Source organism: Streptomyces sp. NPDC002057, from assembly GCF_040296665.1.
Lineage (GTDB): Bacteria > Actinomycetota > Actinomycetes > Streptomycetales > Streptomycetaceae > Streptomyces.
In genome coordinates this window covers 18,313-36,805 of the sequence record NZ_JBEOXR010000070.1, presented here as the reverse complement: position 1 = coordinate 36,805, position 18,493 = coordinate 18,313, and the positions used below count along the sequence as shown (strand labels likewise).

The following is an 18,493-nucleotide window of genomic DNA, read 5'->3' as shown; positions in this document are numbered from 1 at the left end:
GGGGGGGGGGCGCCCCCCCCGGGGGGGGGGGGGGGGGCCGGCCCCGGCCGGGGCGCCCGCGCCCCCCCGCCCCCGCCCCCCCCCCCCCCCCTCTCCACGCGTGCGCGTGCTCAGCCCTCGGCGGCCACCGGAGTGTGGCGGGGGGCCGGGCCCGGTTCCGCCTCGGCGCGGGGGGCCGGCGCCGGCTCGGGGGCCGGGACGACCACGGTCTCGAGCGTGGCGGTCGTCTCGACCTCGGCGGGCGTCGCCGTCCGGCGCTCCGGGAGGAGCTCCAGGACCGCCTGGCGGTGTGCCTCGCTGGTGGCGTCGTCGTACGGGTCGGGCGTCGCCGGCACCTGGAGGCGCAGCACCGGGCCGGTGCCCAGGCGCGCGTAGCCGCGGCCCGCCGGGACCTGGGGCGTCGGGGTGGTGTGCGGCTCGGCGCCGAGGACGGCCGCGATCTGGTCCGGTGCGGCGGGGCCGAGGACGATCCGGGCCCTCGTGTGGGTCCGTACCGCCTCGCTCAGGGTGTCCGTGCTGTCGAACTGCTCGGCGACCACCACCGTGACCTGGGCCGCGCGCCCGTGCCGCAGCGGCACCTGGAGCAGCTCCTGCGGGTCGGGGCGGCCGTCGGCGGCGGCCAGGTGGCCGAGGACGCTCGGCCGGTCGAGGAGGATCCACAGCGGGCGCCGGGTGTCCTCGGGCGTCGGGTGGCCGGCCTGCCGGGCGCGGTTGGCGGCGATGAGCCGTCGCTCCGTCTCGTGCGCCGCCCACTCCAGGCTGGCCAGGGAGCCGGAGAGCCCGCACTCGACGGCGAGGACCCCGTCGCGGCCGGTCAGGCAGGCGTACTCGCCGGTGCCACCGCCCTCGACGATCAGCACGTCGCCGTGGGGGAGGGCCTGGAGCGCGATCGAGCGCAGCAGGGAGGTGGTGCCGCTGCCCGGCTGGCCCACGACCAGCAGGTGCGGCTCGGTGGAGCGGGGGCCGGTGCGCCAGATCACGGCCGGCGCGTCCTCGGTCCCGTCGACCGCGACCACGGGCACGGTCCGCTGCACGGCGTCCGCGTCGGTGAAGCCGAGGACGGTCTCGCCCGGCACGGTGACGAAGCGCTGGGCGGCGATGGTGGTGGGCAGGGCGGGCAGCACGCTCATGACGAGCCGGTTGCCCTCCTCGTCCCAGTCGAAGAGGTACTCGCGGCCGCGACCCGACTTGGCGTGCAGCAGCTGCTCGATGCGCGCGCGTGCGGCGGGCTCGCCGTCCGTGAAGTAGGGGGGGTACGCGATCCTCAGGCGGGTGAGCCGTCCGTCCCCGTCGAAGGCGTACTCCGCGAAGGCGCCGCTCCAGTCGCCGCCGTGGGAGAAGAGCGGCGCGGGGTCCTCGGGCACGGAGAAGTACGGCACGAGGGCCTCGTACAGGCCCTTCAGCCGTGCGAGCTCCGCGTCGTCGGGCCCGGTCTTGACGACCGGGCGTACGCGCCCCTTCCACGCGGCCGTCGCCATGAGCGTGACGAGGGCGAGGAGCGGCCCGTAGGGCATGAGGGCGATGACCAGGACGCAGGCCGCGACCAGGAGCAGCGTGGGACCACGCCGCTCCTTGGGGGTCGCGGCCCACTTGGCGCGCGCTGCCGCGGCCAGCTTCCGCAGACCACGGGTGACCGTGATCAATGGATGGAGCACGTCGGTGGCGCTGTCGGCGGCCGTGCGCGCGATCTCTCGACTACGAGCGATCTGTGCGCTGCCGCTGCTCAGAATGCGGGGGAGTGGTCGCCGGGCCACGAAGTACTCCTGAGGTGGTGGAAGGGACTGAAGGGCGTCAGAACTTGATCCCGCCCAGGAGGCCGGCGAGGCTCTGCCCGCCCGCCGTGATGCTCGGGGCGATGGCGGTACCCGCGAGGTAGAAGCCGAACAGCGCGCTGACGAGGGCGTGCGAGGCCTTCATCCCGTCCTTCTTGAAGAACAGGAAGCAGATGATGCCGAGCAGGACCACGCCTGAGATGGACAGGATCATTGGTTGTTCTCCTGGTTGAGGGGACAGTCACCATGAGTCCTTCCAAGTTCACAGCAAGTATCTATGTGACTAAAGGTGCAATAGGGTGAAAAACAGGCGATTTCACTTGACCGGCCGATGTCGAACGGACTGCCGAGTGGCGAAATGCCCGGCGTGCGTTAGAGGGGCACCCGGAGTCGGGCTGCCGTGATCTTTGCCTCGGTCGGGCGAGGTCATGTCACCGAACGGGCAGTACCCTGTCGATTCACTCGTACGGCCGCGCTTGCCGTGCACAGGCCGGCAACGCAGGAGAGAGGCGGTTCCACCCGATGAGCGAGACTCCGGACCCCGAGGTCATCGAGCTGGCGTCCAAGGTCTACGACCTCGCGCGCACCGGGGACGCCGACGCGCTGGCCGCCTACGTCGACGCGGGTGTCCCCGTGAACCTCACCAACGAGCAGGGTCACACCCTCGTCATGCTCGCCGCCTACCACGGCCACGCCGACGCGGTCTCCGCCCTCCTCGCGCGCGGCGCCGACGCCGACCGTGCCAACGACCGCGGCCAGACCCCCCTCGCCGGCGCCGTCTTCAAGGGCGAGGACGCGGTGATCCGCGCCCTCCTCGCCGGCGGCGCGAATCCGGAAGCCGGGACTCCGTCCGCCGTCGACACCGCCCGGATGTTCGGCAAGGACGAACTCGTCGAGCTCTTCGGATCCCGGTGAACGAGCGCTGAACCCCAGGTGAGAGCAGCGTCGTAAATGTGGTCGCGGTGGCGAAATGGGTGGGTCATCATGACGTCGGGCCCGGCAAAACGGGCCACCGACGAGAGGCTGAGGAAGATGGTCACTGGCAGGCGAAGCACGACGAGCAGCCCGACATGTTGCCGCACGGCCTAGGCGTACGGGCGATGTACCGCCCGACCCGGGTCATCCCGGTATCCCCCGGTCGTGTCGACAGCTTGATGTGAGGCGTCTCCCCATGTTCGAACCAGTCATAGCGCCGAGCGGCACCCTGCTCGGCCTGCTGCAGCGGGGCCGTGGCGACGGCACCCTGCACGCGCTCGCCGCGCCACGCGCCGAGGCCCTCGCGGCCCTCAACCACTGCGTTCTCAACGACCCCCGCCACGACTGGCGGGTCGAGAACCGCTCCCTCTACTACGCCCGTCTCTACCTGGACCTCCACGGCGGTCTCGACGAGATCGAGGCGCACCTCCTCGCCGCCGAGGACCACCTCGACACCGAGGAGTCCCGGACCGGGCTCGCGCTCGCCGTCCTCGGCCACCTGGCCTCCTACGGACGCCAGGACGCCCTGCTGCTGCTCCGCCGCTACGCGGCGACCGGCACGAACTGGGCCTGGGCCCTGGACGAGCTGGCGCTCCGCGACGACGACGCCGGACTCCGCGCGCTCGCCGCCCCCGTGCTGGCCCGCTTCCCGGTCGACGCCGAGGGCGACGCCGAGCTGGCCGGGGTCGTCCGCGACGCCTTCGAGCCCCGGCCCTGGCGCCTGTGGGCCGAGGACCAGCGCGACGCCATCGGCGCCCGGGTCAGGGCCGCCCAGGAACAGGGCTCCTTCGACCGCTGGCAGCGCCAGATGCGCCCCGCCGGGCCCCGCCCCGGCTGGAGCGTGCGCGCCGTCCTCGACTGGGCGCAGGAGGGGTACGAGCGCGGAGCCGTCCTCTACGCCCCCGCCGCCCGGTGCCTGACCGCCGTCGCGGGCCCCGAGGACCGGCCCGAGCTCCTCGCCGCCGCCCGGAACGGCTCGGTGGGAGCCCGGGGCGCCGCCCTGCACCACCTCGCCGAGTCACGCGACCCCGCCGTCCTCGACCTCGTGGAGGCCGCCGCCGACGGCGACTCCGACGAGGTCGCCGAGGCCGCCGTCGCCGCCTACCGGCGCATGTGCGGCGACGACGCCGTCGCCCGCGCCCGCGCGTGGATCCGCCGGAGCGACGCCCTCGGCGCCGCGGCCGCCGACGTCCTCGCCTGCCGCGGTACCGCCCAGGACTCCCCCTCCGTCCTCGGCGCGCTCCGCGACACCATCCGCTCCCAGGGCCCCGACGCGCCCGCCCTCGCCGGGCTCGTCGACGGCGTGGGACGCCTCGGCATCGCCTGCGCGGCCCCCGTGCTGCGCCACGTCTACCGCGAGACGGCCTCGTCCCAGCTGCGCGGGCGCGTGGCCCGCTCCCTCGCCGTCACCGACCCCACCTTCGCGACCGGCTTCGCCGTCGAATGCCTCTGGGACTGCGAGGAGACCACCCGCGAGGTCGCGGCCCAGCACGCCGAGACCGGAGACGTACGCGTCGCCGAACGATTGCGGCGCCTGGCCGCCGACCCGGCCGAGGAGGTCGAGGTCCAGACCGCGGTGCGCAACCGGATAGGACCGGACCTCCAGGTCTGAGTCCGGGCCGGACCCCGGCCCCGCTCGGGTCCGGCCCACGGTCCGGACCGGTCACCCCCGCCCCCGGCTCCGGGGCGGCGCGGCCCACGGCGGAGAACCCGCCGGAAGAGGCCCCGCCCCGGAGCGCCGGGGCGGGGGCGCGCGGCACCGGGCCCGAGGCGGCGACAGAACCCCGGCCGCGAGGGGCCCCGGGCGGTGACGGACCCCGAGCCGCGGCAGGCCCCGGATGGCGACGGCCGGAATCGTGGGATCGGGTCCGGGGCGGCCCTGGGCGGTCGCCCGCGCGAAACGCTCATGGGACGTTCCCTCCCCGTCCAGATCGACGTTGGCGGGGACACGCCGAGCGCGACGACAACACCCGTATGCGTGTCGTCATCGTCACCGAATCCTTTCCCCCCGACGTCAACGGTGTGGCGCACTGCGCCCTGCAGACCGCGCGCCACCTCGTCCGGCGGGGCCACACCCCGCTCGTCATCGCCCCCGCCGTCGCCGACCCGGCCGCGGACGCCGACGCCCCCTGCGCCGTCGTCCGGGTCCCCTCCCTCCCCCTGCCCGGCTATCCGCAGGTACGCGTCGCCCTGCCCAGCCGCCGCGTCGCCGCGGCCATCGCCGCCCACCGCGCCGACCTCGTCCACCTCGCCGGACCGTTCGTCCTCGGGGTGCGCGGGATGACGGCCGCCGCCCGGCTCGGCATCCCCGCCGTCGCCGTCTACCAGACCGACCTCGCCGGCTACGCCCGCACCTACGTGGGAACCGGCGAGGGAGCCGCCTGGCGCCGCCTCCGTACCGTCCACGGAGCCGCCGACCGCACCCTCGCCCCGTCCTCCGCCGCCGTCCGCGACCTGGAGGCCCACGGCATCGGCCGCATCCGGCTCTGGGGACGCGGGGTGGACACCACCCGCTTCCGCCCCGGCCTCCGGGACGACGCCCTGCGCGCCGAACTCGCCCCCGGCGGCGAACTCCTCGTCGGCTACGTGGGCCGCCTCGCCCCCGAGAAGCGGGTGGACCTCCTCGCGGCGGCGGGCGGACTCCCCGGCGTACGGGTGGTGGTCGTCGGGGACGGGCCGAGCGGGCCCGCGCTGCGCACCGCGCTGCCGGGCGCCCTGTTCCTGGGCCGCCGCACCGGCGCCGACCTGGCCCGGATCTTCGCCTCGCTCGACGTCTTCGCCCACACCGGCCCCTTCGAGACCTTCTGCCAGACCGTCCAGGAGGCCATGGCGAGCGGTGTCCCGGTGATCGCCCCGGCCGCCGGAGGCCCCCTCGACCTCGTCGACCACGGGCGCACCGGGCTCCTCGTACCCCCGGGAGACCCGCGCGCGCTGCGCGAGGCGGTCGCCGCCCTCGCCGCCGCACCCGAGCTGCGCACGGCGTACGGCCTGGCGGGGCGGACGGCCGTCGAGGGCCGGACCTGGGAGGCCCTCGGCGACGAGCTGATCGGCCACTACCTGGAGGTCCTGCGCGAGCGGACGGCGGTGGCGGCGTGAACGGCGGCGCACGGCGTGTCGACCGGGTTCACAGCGGCGACCGTGAGGGGCCGACGCACGGCGGCGGGCTCCGGATCGTGCGGCTCGCCAATTTCGTGACCCCCACCTCCGGCGGCCTGCGCACCGCCCTCGACCGGCTCGGCCGCGGCTATCTCGCGGCCGGGCACGAACCGGTGCTCGTCGTCCCCGGGGAGACCGCGAGCGACGTCCGCACCGACCAGGGGAGGGTCGTCACCCTCCCCGGCCCGGTGCTGCCCGGCACCGGCGGCTACCGGGTCCTCGCCGACCGGAGCCGGGTGCGCGACGTCCTCGACGCCCTCGCCCCCGACCGGATCGAGGTCTCCGACCGCACGACCCTGCGGTGGACGGGGGAGTGGGCGCGACGCGCGCGCGTGCCCTCGGTGATGGTCTCCCACGAGACCGCCGACGGTGTGCTGCGCACCTGGGGCGTCCCGCCCGCCCTCGCGGCCCGCGCGGCGGACCGGCTCAACCGCCGCACGTCGTGGGCGTTCGCGCGGATCGTCTGCACGACGGAGTGGGCGGAGCGCGAGTTCGTACGGATCGGGGCACGCAACGTCGTACGCGCCCCGCTCGGCGTGGACCTGGACCACTGCCGTCCCGGCCGCCGCAGCGCGGTGCTCCGCGCCCGGTACGCCGGCGGGGAGCGGGTGCTGCTCCTGCTCTGCTCGCGCCTCTCCGTCGAGAAGCGGCCCGGCACCGCCCTGGACGCCCTCGCCGAGCTGCGGGACGCGGGCGTCGCGGCGGCGCTCGTGGTCGCGGGGGACGGGCCCCTGCGGGGCGCCCTGGAGCGACGGGCGCGGGAGCGGCGGCTCCCGGTGCGGTTCCTCGGGCACGTCGCCGACCGGGAGGCCCTGGCGGACCTCCAGGCGGCGGCGGACGTGTGCCTGGCGCCGGGGCCCGCGGAGACGTTCGGCCTCTCCGCCCTGGAGGCCCTCGCCTCGGGGACCCCGGTCGTCGTCAGCGCCGCCTCCGCCCTCCCGGAGGTCGTCGGCACCGCCGGGGCCTGCGCGCAGGACACCCCGGGAGCCTTCGCCTCCGCCGTCCGGGGCCTGCTCGCGACCCCGGAGACCACCCGGCGCGGGGCCGCACGCGCGCGTGCGGAGCGCTTCACCTGGGACCGCTCCGTCACCGCCTTCCTCCGCGCCCACGACGCCCTCCCCGCCTCGGAGGCGGCCCTCCCCGAGGAGGTACGGCGATGACCGGCGACCGGACGTCGTCGGGCCGGGTCGCGGTCGCGCCCGCGCCGGTCGTCGCGGGCGTGGTCGCTCCCGCCTCCGTCATTCCGGGCGTGGTCGCTCCCGCCCGGGCGACCTCCGCCCGGGTGGTTCCGGCCCCGGCGCTTCCGGCCCCGGTGGCTTCCGTTCCGCCCGTGGCCGCTCCCGCGCCGGGCCCCGTCTCCCCGGTCCCTCCGCCCCCGGCTCGCGTGCCCCCGCCCCGCTCGGACCGCGGCGCCACCGGCACCGTCCGGTTCGCCGTCCTCGGCGACTCGCTCAGCGAGGGCGTGGGGGACCGGGTGGACGGGGTCTGGCGCGGGTGGGCGCCCCTGCTCGCCCACGGGCTCACGGCCGAGGGCGGGCGGACGTCACTCCTCAACCTCGCCGTCAGCGGAGCCCTCAGCGGAGACGTCGCCGAACGGCAGGCGCCCCGCGCCCTCGCCTTCCGTCCGCACCTCGCCTCCGTCGTCGTCGGGGTCAACGACACCCTGCGCCGCACCTTCGACATCGCGCTCCTCGCCCGCCACCTGGACCGGGTCTGCGCCGACCTCGACGCCCTCGGAGCCGTACTCCTGACCGCCTGTCTGCCCGACCCCGGCCGGATGCTGGGCCTGCCGCCGCCCCTGGCCCGCCCGCTCGCCCGCCGGCAGCGGTCCGTCAACGCCGTCGTCCACGCCCTCTCCACCCGGTACGGGGCCGTCCACCTGCATCTCGCCGACGACGTCTGGACCGAGGACCGCACCCTGTGGAGCGCCGACCGTCTCCACCCCGGCGAGCGGGGCCACCGGGCCGTCGCCGAGGGCTTCCACCGGCTCCTCGCCGACCGGGGACTCGCCCACGGCACACCGCCCGCGCGCGAGCCCGCCCAGCCGCCGCCGACCCGCGCCGAGGCCGCGCTCTGGCTCGCCACCGCCGGGACCGGCTGGCTCCTCCGCCGCAGCCACGACCTGCTCCCGCAGCTGCTGCTCCTCGCCTGTGCCGAACTGCGCCACTGGGCCGACGGCACCGGCTCCGCTCCCCTCGACGCGCGCGCGGACGACGCCCTCGCCGCCGCGCTCGCGGCCACAATGGGGAGATGAACGGGCGCTGGGAGTTCTGGGTCGACCGGGGCGGTACCTTCACCGACGTCGTGGGCAGACGACCGGACGGGCGGCTCGTCACCCGCAAGCTGCTCTCGCACGACCCCGACCGGGGCCAGGACGCCGCCGTCGCCGGAATCCGCCTCCTGCTCGGCCTCGGACCAGGCGAACCCGTCCCCGCCGACCGGGTGGCCGTGGTGAGGATGGGCACCACCGTCGCCACCAACGCCCTCCTGGAGCGGCGGGGAGAACCGACCGTCCTCCTGATCACCGAAGGCTTCCGCGACGCGCTCCGCATCGCCTACCAGAACCGGCCCCGGCTCTTCGACCGCCACATCGTGCTCCCCGAGGCGGTCTACGCGCGCGTGATCGAGGTCCCCGAGCGGATCGACGCCCGCGGCCACCTCGTCCGGCCCCCGGACGAGCCCGCCGTGGCCCGGGCGCTCGCCGCCGCCCACCGCGACGGACTGCGCTCCGCCGCCGTCGTCCTCCTGCACGGCTACCGCCACCCGGCACACGAGGAGCGGATCGCCCGGATCGCCCGTGACGCGGGCTTCACGCAGGTCAGCTGCTCGCACGAGGTCAGTCCGCTGATCAAACTGATCCCGCGCGGGGACACCACCGTCGTGGACGCCTACCTCTCGCCGATCCTGCGCCGGTACGTCGACGAGGTCGCCCACGAACTCGCCGGGATCCGCCTCATGTTCATGCAGTCCAACGGAGGGCTGCGCGAGGCGGCCCACTTCCGCGGCAAGGACGCCGTCCTGTCGGGACCGGCCGGCGGCGTCGTCGGCATGGCCCGCACCTCCGCACAGGCCGGGCACGACCGGGTCATCGGCTTCGACATGGGCGGCACCTCCACCGATGTGTCGCACTACGCCGGAGTCTTCGAGCGTGAACTCGGTACACAGGTCGCCGGGGTGCGGATGCGCGCCCCGATGATGAGCATCCACACCGTCGCCGCGGGCGGCGGCTCCGTCCTCCACTTCGACGGGCGCCGCTACCGGGTGGGCCCCGACTCGGCGGGCGCCGTCCCCGGCCCCGCCTGCTACCGCCGGGGAGGACCGCTCACGGTCACCGACGCCAACGTCATGCTCGGCCGCGTCCAGCCCGCCCACTTCCCCGCCGTGTTCGGCGGGACCGGCGACCTGCCGCTGGACGCCGAGGTCGTACGGGAGCGGTTCACGGCGCTCGCCGAGGAGGTCGGGGGCGGCCGCACCCCCGAGGAGGTCGCCGCGGGCTTCCTGGAGATCGCCGTCCTCAACATGGCCAACGCCGTCAAGAAGATCTCCGTCCAGCGCGGCCACGACGTCACCCGGTACGCCCTCACCAGCTTCGGCGGCGCCGGCGGCCAGCACGCCTGCGCCGTCGCCGACGCCCTGGGCGTCGACACCGTCCTCGTCCCCCCGCTCGCCGGGGTGCTCTCCGCATACGGCATCGGGCTCGCCGACGCCACCGCCATGCGGGAGCGGTCCGTAGAGGCCGAACTCGACGGACCCGGTACCTCCGAGCGCGTGACGGCCCTCTGCGCGGAACTCGCCGACCTGACCCGGGCGGACCTGCGCGCCGACGGTCTGCCCGACGCGGCGATCACCACGCACGCGCGCGTGCTCCTGCGGTACGCGGGCACGGACGCGAGTCTCCCGGTCGACCTGGCACCCGCCGAAGAGCTGAAAGCCGTGTTCACAGCGGATCACCGTGCGCGGTACGCCTTCACGTTGGATCGGCCGCTCGTCGTCGAGGCCGTCTCCGTGGAGGCCGTCGGCCGGGCCGACCCGCACGGGCCCGCCCCCACCGACGCCGTCCCCACCGGCGTGTCCGCCCAGGCCGCCGCGGGTTCGCCCGGGCCCGTCCCCACCCCTCCCACCGGCTCGGACGGCCGCCCCGGACCTGCCGAACCCCTCACCACCGTCCGGATGCACAGCGCCGGCACGTCCCACGACGCTCCCCTCCACCGGCGCGCGGACCTGCGTCCCGGGGACACCGTGGACGGCCCCGCGATGCTCGCGGAGGCCGACGCCACGACCGTCGTCGACAGCGGCTGGCGGGCCACCGCGACCGACACCGGACACCTCCTGCTGCACCGCGTCTCCCCCCGCCCCGCGCGCGTGGCGCCCGGCACGGAGGTGGACCCCGTCCTCCTGGAGGTCTTCAACAACCTCTTCATGGCCATCGCCGAGCAGATGGGCGTACGCCTGGAGAACACGGCCCAGTCCGTCAACATCAAGGAACGGCTCGACTTCTCCTGCGCCCTCTTCGACGCCGAGGGCAACCTCATCGCCAACGCGCCCCACATCCCCGTCCACCTCGGCTCCATGGGCGAATCCATCAAGGAGGTCCTGCGGCGGCGCGGCGACGACCTGCGCCCCGGCGACGTGTACGCGATCAACGACCCGTACCACGGCGGCACCCATCTCCCCGATGTCACCGTCGTGACCCCGGTGTTCGGCGACGAGGGACACGAACTGCGCTTCCTCGTCGCCTCCCGCGGCCACCACGCCGAGATCGGCGGCATCACCCCCGGCTCCATGCCCGCCTTCAGCCGGACCATCGAGGAGGAGGGCGTCCTCTTCGACAACTGGCTGCTCGTACGGGACGGGCGCCTGCGCGAGGCCGAGACGCGGGCCCTGCTCACCGGCGCCCGCCACCCCTCCCGCGACCCGGACACCAACCTCGCCGACCTGCGCGCCCAGATCGCGGCGAACGAGAAGGGGATCGAGGAACTGCGCAGGACCGTGGACGAGTTCGGTCTCGACGTCGTCCGGGCCTACATGCGCCACGTCCGCGCCAACGCCGAGGAGTCCGTGCGCCGGCTCGTCGCGCGCCTCGACGACGGCGCGTACCGCTACGAGACCGACGACGGCGCGGTCGTCCGGGTCGCCGTCCGCGTCGACCGCGAACGCCGCTCCGCCGTCATCGACTTCACCGGCACCTCTCCCCAGCTGCCCGGGAACGCCAACGCGCCCACGGCCGTCGTCACGGCCGCCGTCCTGTACGTCTTCCGCACCCTCGTCGACGAGGGCATCCCCCTCAACAGCGGCTGCCTGGAACCCCTGGAGATCCGCGTCCCGCCCGGCTCCATGCTCGCGCCCGTCCACCCGGCCGCCACCGTCGCCGGGAACGTCGAGACCTCCCAGGCCGTCACCGGCGCCCTGTACGCCGCCCTCGGCGTCCAGGCCGAGGGCTCCGGCACGATGAACAACGTCACCTTCGGCAACGCGCGCGTGCAGTACTACGAGACGGTCGCCAGCGGCTCGGGAGCGGGGGACGGTTTCGACGGCGCCGACGCCGTCCAGACCCACATGACCAACTCCCGGCTCACCGACCCCGAGGTCCTCGAATGGCGCCACCCGGTCCGGATCGACGCCTTCGCGGTACGGGAGGACGGCGGCGGGCGCGGCCACTGGCGAGGCGGGCGCGGGGTGGAGCGTCGTATCCGCTTCCTGGAGCCGATGACGGTGGCCCTCCTCACCGGACACCGCAGGATCCCCCCGTACGGCATGGCGGGCGGGGAGCCGGGCGCTCTCGGCGAGAACCTCGTGGAGCGCGCCGACGGCACCGTCGAGCGCCTCGGCGGCGCCGCCACGACGGAGGTGGGCCCCGACGACGTCCTCGTCCTGCGCACCCCCGGCGGCGGGGGCTACGGCCCGCCGCCCGAGGGGCCTCGGCCCGGTGAACCCCCGCCGGGGGAGCCTTCCGTCTGACGATCACCCCTCCGGAGACGTCCCGGCCGCCCGCGCCCCCGGCCCTTCAGCGCACCGGTGTGAACCGCACCGGCGTCCCCGGCGCCGCCTGCGCCACCGCGCCCAGGTCGGCCTCCCGCACCACCCCGACCACCGGGTAGCCCCCGGTCGTCGGATGGTCGGCGAGGAACACCACGGGCCGCCCGTCCGGCGGCACCTGGACCGCGCCCAGGACCATGCCCTCGCTCGCCGGCTCGCCCGGCAGGGCCCGGTCGAGGGCCGGCCCCTCGAGGCGCAGCCCGATGCGGTTGCTCGCCGGGGACACCCGGTACGCGCGCGTGGCGAGGGTGCGGAGGGCCGTCGGGGTGAACCAGTCGTCGCGCGGGCCGAGCCGGATCCGCAGCACGAGCTCGTCCGGCGGGCCGGGCCACGGGGGAGCGTCGACCGGACCCCGCGCGGGCGTGCCCGTGTCCGGCCCGAGCGGCAGGACCGCCTCGTCCGCCAGCGGCGCCGGGCCGAGACCGGACAGCAGATCGGTGGAGCGGCTGCCGAGCACCGGCTCGACGTCGATCCCGCCGGCCCACGCGACGTACGAACGCAGACCGCGCACGGCCGCGCCGACCTCCAGGACGGAGCCGGCCGCCAGCCGGAGCGTGGTTCCCCAGGCGGCCGGACGCCCGTCCACCCGGACCGGGCAGGGCGCCCCGCCCACCGCCGCGGAGACCGCGCACCGGGGCCGCAGGGCGCAGCCGTCGACGGTGGTCTCCAGGACGGCCGCCGTCTCGGGGTTGCCGACGAGCCGGTTGACGAGCCGCAGGGCCGCCGGGTCGAGCGCGCCCGAGCGGGGCACGCCGAGATGCGCGTACCCGGTACGGCCCAGGTCCTGAACGGTGGTCAGCGCCCCGGCCCGGACCACGGCGAGCGCCCGGTCGGTCATCGCGCGCCCCCTGCCGCCCGGCCCGCCGTCGCGGACGCCTCCGCCGTGAAGCGGACCCGGGTGCCGGGCGTCAGCAGCGCGGCCGGTTCCCGGCCGGTGTCCCAGAGCACCACGTCCGTCGTGCCGATCAGCTGCCAGCCGCCGGGGGAGGAGCGCGGGTACACGCCCGTGTACGGCCCCGCCAGGGCGACCGCGCCGGCCGGGACGGCGGTACGCGGCGTGGCCCGGCGCGGTACCCCGTACCGCTCGTCGAGCCCCGTCAGATAGCCGAAGCCGGGAGCGAACCCGCAGAACGCGACGCGGAACTCGGTCGTCGTGTGGATCCGTACCGCCGCCTCGACCGACACCCCCCACAGCCCGGCGACCTCCGCCAGGTCGGGCCCGTCGTAGCGGACCGGTATCGCGATCGCCCCGCCCACGCGCGCGGGGAGCGGCCGCACCTCCCAGCCGGTCACCTCGGCCGCCAGACGGTCCGGGTCCCCCACCCCGTCGAGCAGCACGGTCCGCGCCGCCGGCACGATCTCCCGTACGGCGGGCAGGGTGCCGGCCGCCCGCCGCCGCAGCAGCTCGGCGTGGAACGCCTCCGTCTCCGGGCCGTCGTCCAGCTCCACGAGGACCGCGCGTTCGCCGACCCGCAGCGCCCGGGCGGTCACGCGAAGGCCTCCACCCGCACTCCGGAGGCCTCGAGACGGTCCCGGACCCGCCGGGCGAGCTCCACCGCGCCCGGGGTGTCGCCGTGCAGGCAGAGCGACCGGGGCCGTACGGCGACGGAACTCCCGCAGTGCGCCGTGACCACCCCGAACCGGGCCATCGCCACCGACCGCTCCACCACCGCGGCAGGATCGCTGACGACCGCCCCGGCCTCGCCGCGCGGCAGCAGGGAGCCGTCCGCCCGGTAGGCCCGGTCGCCGAACGCCTCGGCGACGACCGGCAGCCCGGCCGCCGAAGCCGCCTCGTGCAGCCGCGACCCCGGAAGCCCGAGGACCGGCAGGGCGGGGTCCGCGAGCAGGACGCCCTCGACGACCGCGGCGGCCTGCTCCCCGTCCCGGACCACCCGGTTGTAGAGCGCTCCGTGCGGCTTCACGTACGCCACGCGCGCGCCCGCCGCCCGGGCGAAGACCTCCAGGGCGCCGATCTGGTACGCCACCTCGGCGGCCAGCTCCGCCGCCGGCACGTCCATCGCACGCCGCCCGAATCCGGCCAGGTCGCGGTAGGAGACCTGGGCCCCGATCCGTACCCCCCGCTCGGCCGCGAGCGCGCAGACCCGCCGCATGGTCGCCGCGTCCCCGGCGTGGAAGCCGCAGGCCACGTTGGCGCTCGTCACGACCGACAGGAGCCGCTCGTCGTCGGTGAGCGTCCAGCGTCCGAAGCCCTCGCCGAGGTCGGCGTTGAGGTCGATCAGGGCCTCGGCCGGGCTGTGGTCCGGGGGCGTGCGCATCTGCACCTCGCAGGCGGGGAGAGGAGCGTGCCGGGGCGGCACGGGGGACCGTACGGTGCCGTCAACGTAGAGGATCGTTGAACGATCCGACAAGATGGTTGTTGTCCTGACGGGGGTCGTGCGGTTGACTCGCCGCCGACCGCGCACGGACGCGTCGCGGACCGGGTACGAGAGGGAGCGAACGACGTGGCAGCCAGCGAGGCCGGGGACCTGGCCGACGACCGGGCGCTGCTCGGGCGCACCAGCACGGCGGAACGGGTCGCGGACATCCTGCGCACCCGGGTCGCGGAGGGCTACTTCCCGCCCGGCACCCGGCTCTCCGAGGAGGGCATCGGCGGCGCGCTCGGTGTGTCCCGCAACACCCTGCGCGAGGCGTTCCGCCTCCTCACCCGGGAACGCCTCCTCGTCCACGAACTGAACCGGGGGGTCTTCGTCCGGGTCCTGGCCGTCGACGACGTGGCCGACATCTACCGCACCCGCCGACTCGTCGAATGCGCCGTCGTACGGGGCCTGGGGCAGCCCCCGTACGCCCTCGACGGCCTCGCCGCCGCCGTCGTCGCCGGCGAGAGAGCCGCCCGCGCCGGCGACTGGCACGGCGCCTCCACGGCCAACATCCACTTCCACCGCGAACTCGTCGCACTCGCCGGCAGCGCCCGCACCGACGAACTGATGCGCGGCGTTCTCGCCGAACTCCGCCTCGCCTTCCACGTCGTCGACGACCCCCGCGCCCTCCACGAACCCTTCCTCGTGCGGAACCGGGAGATCCTGGACGCGCTGCGCGCCGGTGAGCGCGGCACGGCCGAGCGCCTCCTCGCCCGCTACCTCGACGACTCCCGCACCCGCGTCGCGGCCGTCTACGCCCGGGCCGTCGACGCCCCCGCGGACGTCCGGGGCTGATGCCGGGAGACCGGTCGCATCCGCACCGTTTCGACCGTTGTCAGTTCGAGGACCTAATCTGTGCACCGTGACTTCGCCTGCCTCGACGGACCTCGCTCCGCCCCAGCTCAGCGCGGGGCCGCGCCCCGCGCAGGGTCCGGCCGCCGACGAAGGGCTCGCGCGGCGCCTCCGCGCGCTCGCGTGCACCGCCCCGCTGCACGACCTCGACGCGCGCAAGGCCAACCTGGCCGGTGAGTACACGGTCTACGCGATGGCCGAGGTGGCCCTCTCCGCGATCGACCTCATCACACTGAACATGGACTTCGACACCGGCGCCGACCACGAGCAGATCGTCGCCCGTCTGCTGCCCCGCGTCGCCGCCCAGGCCCCCAGCCGCCCCGCCGCCGAGCACGAGCGCGTGGCCCGCTGGGTCCTGGAGAACCTGATCAACGTCGGCAGCGTCGACCGGGGCTTCCGCGCCGTCTACGGCACCTTCGGGACCGACGGCGTCTACGTCCGCCGGGACTACGACTTCAAGCTCATCGAGGAGGTCCCGGGGTACGGCGGCGGGGTCTACCTCCGGACCACCGACGAAGCGGTCAACGTCCTCGTCGGCGCGCTCGACACCGACGTCACCAGCGCCCAGATCGCCGCCGAGGTGAAGCTGGAGGTCCTGATCAACCGGGGCCGTCTCGCCGACGCCCAGCTCGCCGCCGAGCAGGCCCGGTACCGCACCGTGCAGTACGCCGAGACCCTCCGCAAGACCCTGGAGGCCACCCGGCGCAACGTCCGCGCCGTGGACTGGCTCCAGGCCGTCCCCGACATGATCGCGGAGGCGCTCGACCACGTCGCCGACCGCTACCGCCACGAGAACGCGATCCTCACCAACATCCGCAGGGCACGCGACGAGGCCGAGGCCGCGTCCGACGCGAAGACGGCCGAGCACAAGCGCCGCGCCGCCGAGCTCGTCGACATAGTGAAGGACTGCATCCGGCGGCACACCCAGCTCCAGTCCCGCCTGCTGGACGCCGGGCCGCTGTTCCGCGCCGAACAGGACCGGCAGGCCTTCGCCGCGCCCACCGCGTACACGGGGCTCGACCTGTACGGGCAGCTGGTCGCCCCCACCCTGCCGCTCCCCGTCGAACAGGCCGCCAGGGTCACCGACGCCTTCTTCGCCCGGGGCACCGGACTGCGCACCCCCGCCTCCGTCCGCCTCGGCGACCTCGTCGACCTGCTGCTCACCCCGCCCGTGGAGCGTGAGCACCTCGGCGCGGAGATGCCCGAGCCGGACCTCATCGCCACCCCCGACGACTCCCGCTTCAGCGAGGAGCAGCTCGCGAGCGCCCTGCGCCTGCTGGACCTGGAGCACGACGCCCCGCGCCGCCTCTCCGGTCTGCTGGCCGAGGCCCGCGAGCTCGACGGCGACCTGCCGTACCTGGTGGCCCTGCTCGCCGTCCACGCGGCGAGCCCCCCGGTCGGCACGGCCTACCGCCAGGGCGAGGAGCGCCTCCTCTTCGCCGTCGACGACGGCACCCCGCTCGACGACCCGGAGTTCGGCGGCGCCGACCTCATCGTCGGTACGGCCCTGCTCGACGCGGTGGGCATGGCCGCCGACCGCTCGGAGGCGACGTGACCCTCGTCCCACCCGCCGCCGCCGTCGCACCGACGGCCGAACCGGTCGCTCCGGTACCGAACGTCCCGGCGCCCGACGTCCCGGCCCCGGCCGACGGGCCGATCGCGGCCGAGGTCCCGGCCGAGGCCGACTGTCCGGATCAGCCCGGCGCCACGGAACGGCCCGACGTCGCAGACCTGCTCGACTCCGCGGACCAGCCCGGTGCCGCGGATCGGCCCCGCGCCGAGAACCAGGCCGAATCTCCGAGCGGGGTCGACCAGGAGGCGCCGACCGCCCCCGTTCCGGTCGCCCACCGCCCCGACCCCACCCCCGGCCCCCGCGTGCGCCCCGTCCTCGTCGCCCCGCCGGCCGGGGTACGGGACGAGGACGACGACCCGTCCGCGCAGGCCTCCGGCACCCGCCCCCGCTTCGGGGTCGTGGCGGTGCCCGAGCCGTCCCGCGCGGCGACCGCCAGGAGGCGCGGCGTCCCGTCCGTGCGCGCCGTTCGGCTCACGGACGGACCGGCCACGCGCGCGGACCGTCCGACGGACCGACCGGGGGACCGCCCCGCGCCCCCGGCGGCCGTCACCCCGGTCCCGCTGCCACTCCCCGTGCCCGCAGCCCGCCCGGCCGAGGCGCCCGACGCCGAAGCGACCGAGGTCACCCCGCCCGCCGACGCGATCGCCGCCCCACCCGCCAAGGCGCCCGCCTCGGTCACCTCGGCCGGTCCCACCGATCTTGCCGGTCCCGCCGACCCCACCGACCCCGTCACCCCCGCCGTACCGACACCGGCCGAGAGCCGTACCGAGAGCCGTACCGAGAGCCGTACCGAGGAGCCCCAGCCGTGAGCGAAACCCACGCCGAGTACGCCGACGCGTGGGGCGAGCAGGAGCCCCCGCAGCCCCCGGCCGTCGCCACGAGCGGCGCCGCCGTCACCCCCGCCGACGCCTCCGACGCGGCCCGGCTGGTCTCCTTCGGGCTCCAGCCCAAGCTGCTCCCGGCCCGTGACGCCGAGTACGGGGAGCTGCTCCGGCGCTACCGCGAGGACCCCGCCTTCGCGCGCCTCGCCGACGCCGTCGCGACCGGCCTCGGCCTGATCGTCCTGGAGGTCTCCCCGCGCGCGGGGATGGCCGTCACTGCCGGTGAGGACTCCGTCTTCGCCGTCCGCATGGGCGACTACGCGCGCCGCGCCTCCACGGACTCCGCCGACCGGTTCCTGCACGGCCTCGCGCACCTCGCCGTCGCCGCCATGGCCTTCCCCCGCCCGGAGGACCTCGCGGACGACGCGTACATCGGCCGTCTCACGGTCAACGGCGTCGACGCGTTCGTACGCCAGGCCTGTCTGCGTCTCGAACAGCGGGCGGAGGAGCAGGGCGAGAACACCGACCCGGCCTCCGACGCCCCCGGTCTGGAGGCCGCCTGGCGGATCTACGCCCGGCGCAGCGCCACCGGCGCCACGAAGGACGCCCGCCGCCTCGCCGGATCCACCACCGGCATCGTCGGCAAGGCGGCCGCCTTCCTCACCGACTCCGGCTTCCTCCAGCGCACCGGCGACGAGGGCGGCGGCTCCTACCGCACCACCGCCCGCTACCAGCTCCAGGTCCGCGACATGGCCGGTTCCGCCGCCATGGCCGAGCTCCTCGAACTCGGTGTCGTCCCCGTCAGCGACGGAACCGCGACCCTCCTGCCGCCGCCCGAGGGCGACGACCTGGAGCTCGCGGCCGACGCCGGTCTGCCCTTCCACGCGTCACCGTCCGCGTAACAGCGCCGCCCCGCCGCGCAACCGACCG

At 75.8% G+C, this 18,493-nt stretch carries 15 protein-coding genes; 10 read left to right on the top strand and 5 right to left on the bottom strand.

Annotated features, from left to right (window positions below; translation table 11 throughout):
* Window positions 1-110 precede the first annotated feature (110 nt).
* Window positions 111-1,754, bottom strand: a complete 1,644-nt coding sequence (locus ABT129_RS34655; RefSeq protein WP_351909612.1) for a hypothetical protein — start codon at window positions 1,752-1,754, stop codon at window positions 111-113.
* A gap of 37 nt (window positions 1,755-1,791) precedes the next feature.
* Entirely contained in the window at window positions 1,792-1,986 is a 195-nt protein-coding gene (locus tag ABT129_RS34650) for a hypothetical protein (RefSeq protein WP_015032212.1), read from the bottom strand.
* Window positions 1,987-2,294: 308 nt separating this feature from the next.
* Between ABT129_RS34650 and ABT129_RS34645 the strand changes: the two genes are divergently transcribed.
* The 6 genes from ABT129_RS34645 (at window position 2,295) to ABT129_RS34620 (ending at window position 11,861) form a co-directional block, all read left to right on the top strand.
* Entirely contained in the window at window positions 2,295-2,687 is a 393-nt protein-coding gene (locus ABT129_RS34645) for an ankyrin repeat domain-containing protein (protein WP_351909610.1), read from the top strand.
* Between the two features lie 256 nt (window positions 2,688-2,943).
* Window positions 2,944-4,359, top strand: a complete 1,416-nt coding sequence (locus ABT129_RS34640) for a HEAT repeat domain-containing protein (RefSeq protein ID WP_351909608.1) — start codon at window positions 2,944-2,946, stop codon at window positions 4,357-4,359.
* Window positions 4,360-4,721: 362 nt separating this feature from the next.
* Window positions 4,722-5,843 (top strand): glycosyltransferase family 4 protein, encoded by a 1,122-nt coding sequence (locus tag ABT129_RS34635; protein WP_351909606.1) that lies wholly within the window; start codon window positions 4,722-4,724, stop codon window positions 5,841-5,843.
* 74 nt (window positions 5,844-5,917) lie between these two features.
* The gene (locus ABT129_RS34630) at window positions 5,918-7,063 is read left to right on the top strand and encodes a glycosyltransferase (RefSeq protein ID WP_351909618.1); all 1,146 of its coding nucleotides are present in this window, start codon (window positions 5,918-5,920) and stop codon (window positions 7,061-7,063) included.
* Window positions 7,060-8,157 (top strand): SGNH/GDSL hydrolase family protein, encoded by a 1,098-nt coding sequence (locus ABT129_RS34625; RefSeq protein WP_351909604.1) that lies wholly within the window; start codon window positions 7,060-7,062, stop codon window positions 8,155-8,157. The genes ABT129_RS34630 and ABT129_RS34625 overlap by 4 nt, the downstream gene beginning before the upstream one ends.
* Window positions 8,154-11,861: a hydantoinase B/oxoprolinase family protein gene (locus ABT129_RS34620; protein ID WP_351909602.1), complete on the top strand. Its 3,708-nt coding sequence runs from the start codon at window positions 8,154-8,156 to the stop codon at window positions 11,859-11,861. The genes ABT129_RS34625 and ABT129_RS34620 overlap by 4 nt, the downstream gene beginning before the upstream one ends.
* A 46-nt stretch (window positions 11,862-11,907) precedes the next feature.
* Here the strand turns inward: ABT129_RS34620 and ABT129_RS34615 are convergent, their stop codons facing one another.
* From ABT129_RS34615 to ABT129_RS34605, 3 genes are read right to left on the bottom strand one after another with little or no spacing between them, the layout of a single operon-like run.
* Complete coding sequence (locus ABT129_RS34615; RefSeq protein WP_351909600.1) at window positions 11,908-12,777, bottom strand: 5-oxoprolinase subunit C family protein; 870 nt, start codon at window positions 12,775-12,777, stop codon at window positions 11,908-11,910.
* Complete coding sequence (locus ABT129_RS34610) at window positions 12,774-13,430, bottom strand: 5-oxoprolinase subunit B family protein (RefSeq protein WP_351909598.1); 657 nt, start codon at window positions 13,428-13,430, stop codon at window positions 12,774-12,776. The genes ABT129_RS34615 and ABT129_RS34610 overlap by 4 nt, the downstream gene beginning before the upstream one ends.
* Entirely contained in the window at window positions 13,427-14,215 is a 789-nt protein-coding gene (locus tag ABT129_RS34605) for a LamB/YcsF family protein (RefSeq protein ID WP_351909596.1), read from the bottom strand. The genes ABT129_RS34610 and ABT129_RS34605 overlap by 4 nt, the downstream gene beginning before the upstream one ends.
* A 186-nt stretch (window positions 14,216-14,401) precedes the next feature.
* Between ABT129_RS34605 and ABT129_RS34600 the strand changes: the two genes are divergently transcribed.
* The 4 genes from ABT129_RS34600 to ABT129_RS34585 all read left to right on the top strand — a co-directional run bounded on the left by ABT129_RS34600 (window position 14,402) and on the right by ABT129_RS34585 (window position 18,465).
* Window positions 14,402-15,112 (top strand): GntR family transcriptional regulator, encoded by a 711-nt coding sequence (locus ABT129_RS34600; RefSeq protein ID WP_351909594.1) that lies wholly within the window; start codon window positions 14,402-14,404, stop codon window positions 15,110-15,112.
* A gap of 67 nt (window positions 15,113-15,179) precedes the next feature.
* The gene (locus ABT129_RS34595; protein ID WP_351909592.1) at window positions 15,180-16,724 is read left to right on the top strand and encodes a hypothetical protein; all 1,545 of its coding nucleotides are present in this window, start codon (window positions 15,180-15,182) and stop codon (window positions 16,722-16,724) included.
* Window positions 16,721-17,551 (top strand): hypothetical protein, encoded by an 831-nt coding sequence (locus tag ABT129_RS34590; protein ID WP_351909590.1) that lies wholly within the window; start codon window positions 16,721-16,723, stop codon window positions 17,549-17,551. Before ABT129_RS34595 ends, ABT129_RS34590 begins: the two co-directional genes overlap by 4 nt.
* Window positions 17,548-18,465, top strand: coding sequence for a hypothetical protein (locus tag ABT129_RS34585; protein WP_351909588.1), 918 nt, complete (start codon window positions 17,548-17,550; stop codon window positions 18,463-18,465). The genes ABT129_RS34590 and ABT129_RS34585 overlap by 4 nt, the downstream gene beginning before the upstream one ends.
* Window positions 18,466-18,493: the final 28 nt, after the last annotated feature.

Coding starts and splice junctions, on each gene's coding strand:
- ABT129_RS34650 (WP_015032212.1), bottom strand. CDS start 1,986: ATGATCCTGTCCATCTCAGGCGTGGTCCTGCTCGGCATCATCTGCTTC.
- ABT129_RS34645 (WP_351909610.1), top strand. CDS start 2,295: ATGAGCGAGACTCCGGACCCCGAGGTCATCGAGCTGGCGTCCAAGGTC.
- ABT129_RS34640 (WP_351909608.1), top strand. CDS start 2,944: ATGTTCGAACCAGTCATAGCGCCGAGCGGCACCCTGCTCGGCCTGCTG.
- ABT129_RS34635 (WP_351909606.1), top strand. CDS start 4,722: ATGCGTGTCGTCATCGTCACCGAATCCTTTCCCCCCGACGTCAACGGT.
- ABT129_RS34625 (WP_351909604.1), top strand. CDS start 7,060: ATGACCGGCGACCGGACGTCGTCGGGCCGGGTCGCGGTCGCGCCCGCG.
- ABT129_RS34620 (WP_351909602.1), top strand. CDS start 8,154: ATGAACGGGCGCTGGGAGTTCTGGGTCGACCGGGGCGGTACCTTCACC.
- ABT129_RS34615 (WP_351909600.1), bottom strand. CDS start 12,777: ATGACCGACCGGGCGCTCGCCGTGGTCCGGGCCGGGGCGCTGACCACC.
- ABT129_RS34605 (WP_351909596.1), bottom strand. CDS start 14,215: ATGCGCACGCCCCCGGACCACAGCCCGGCCGAGGCCCTGATCGACCTC.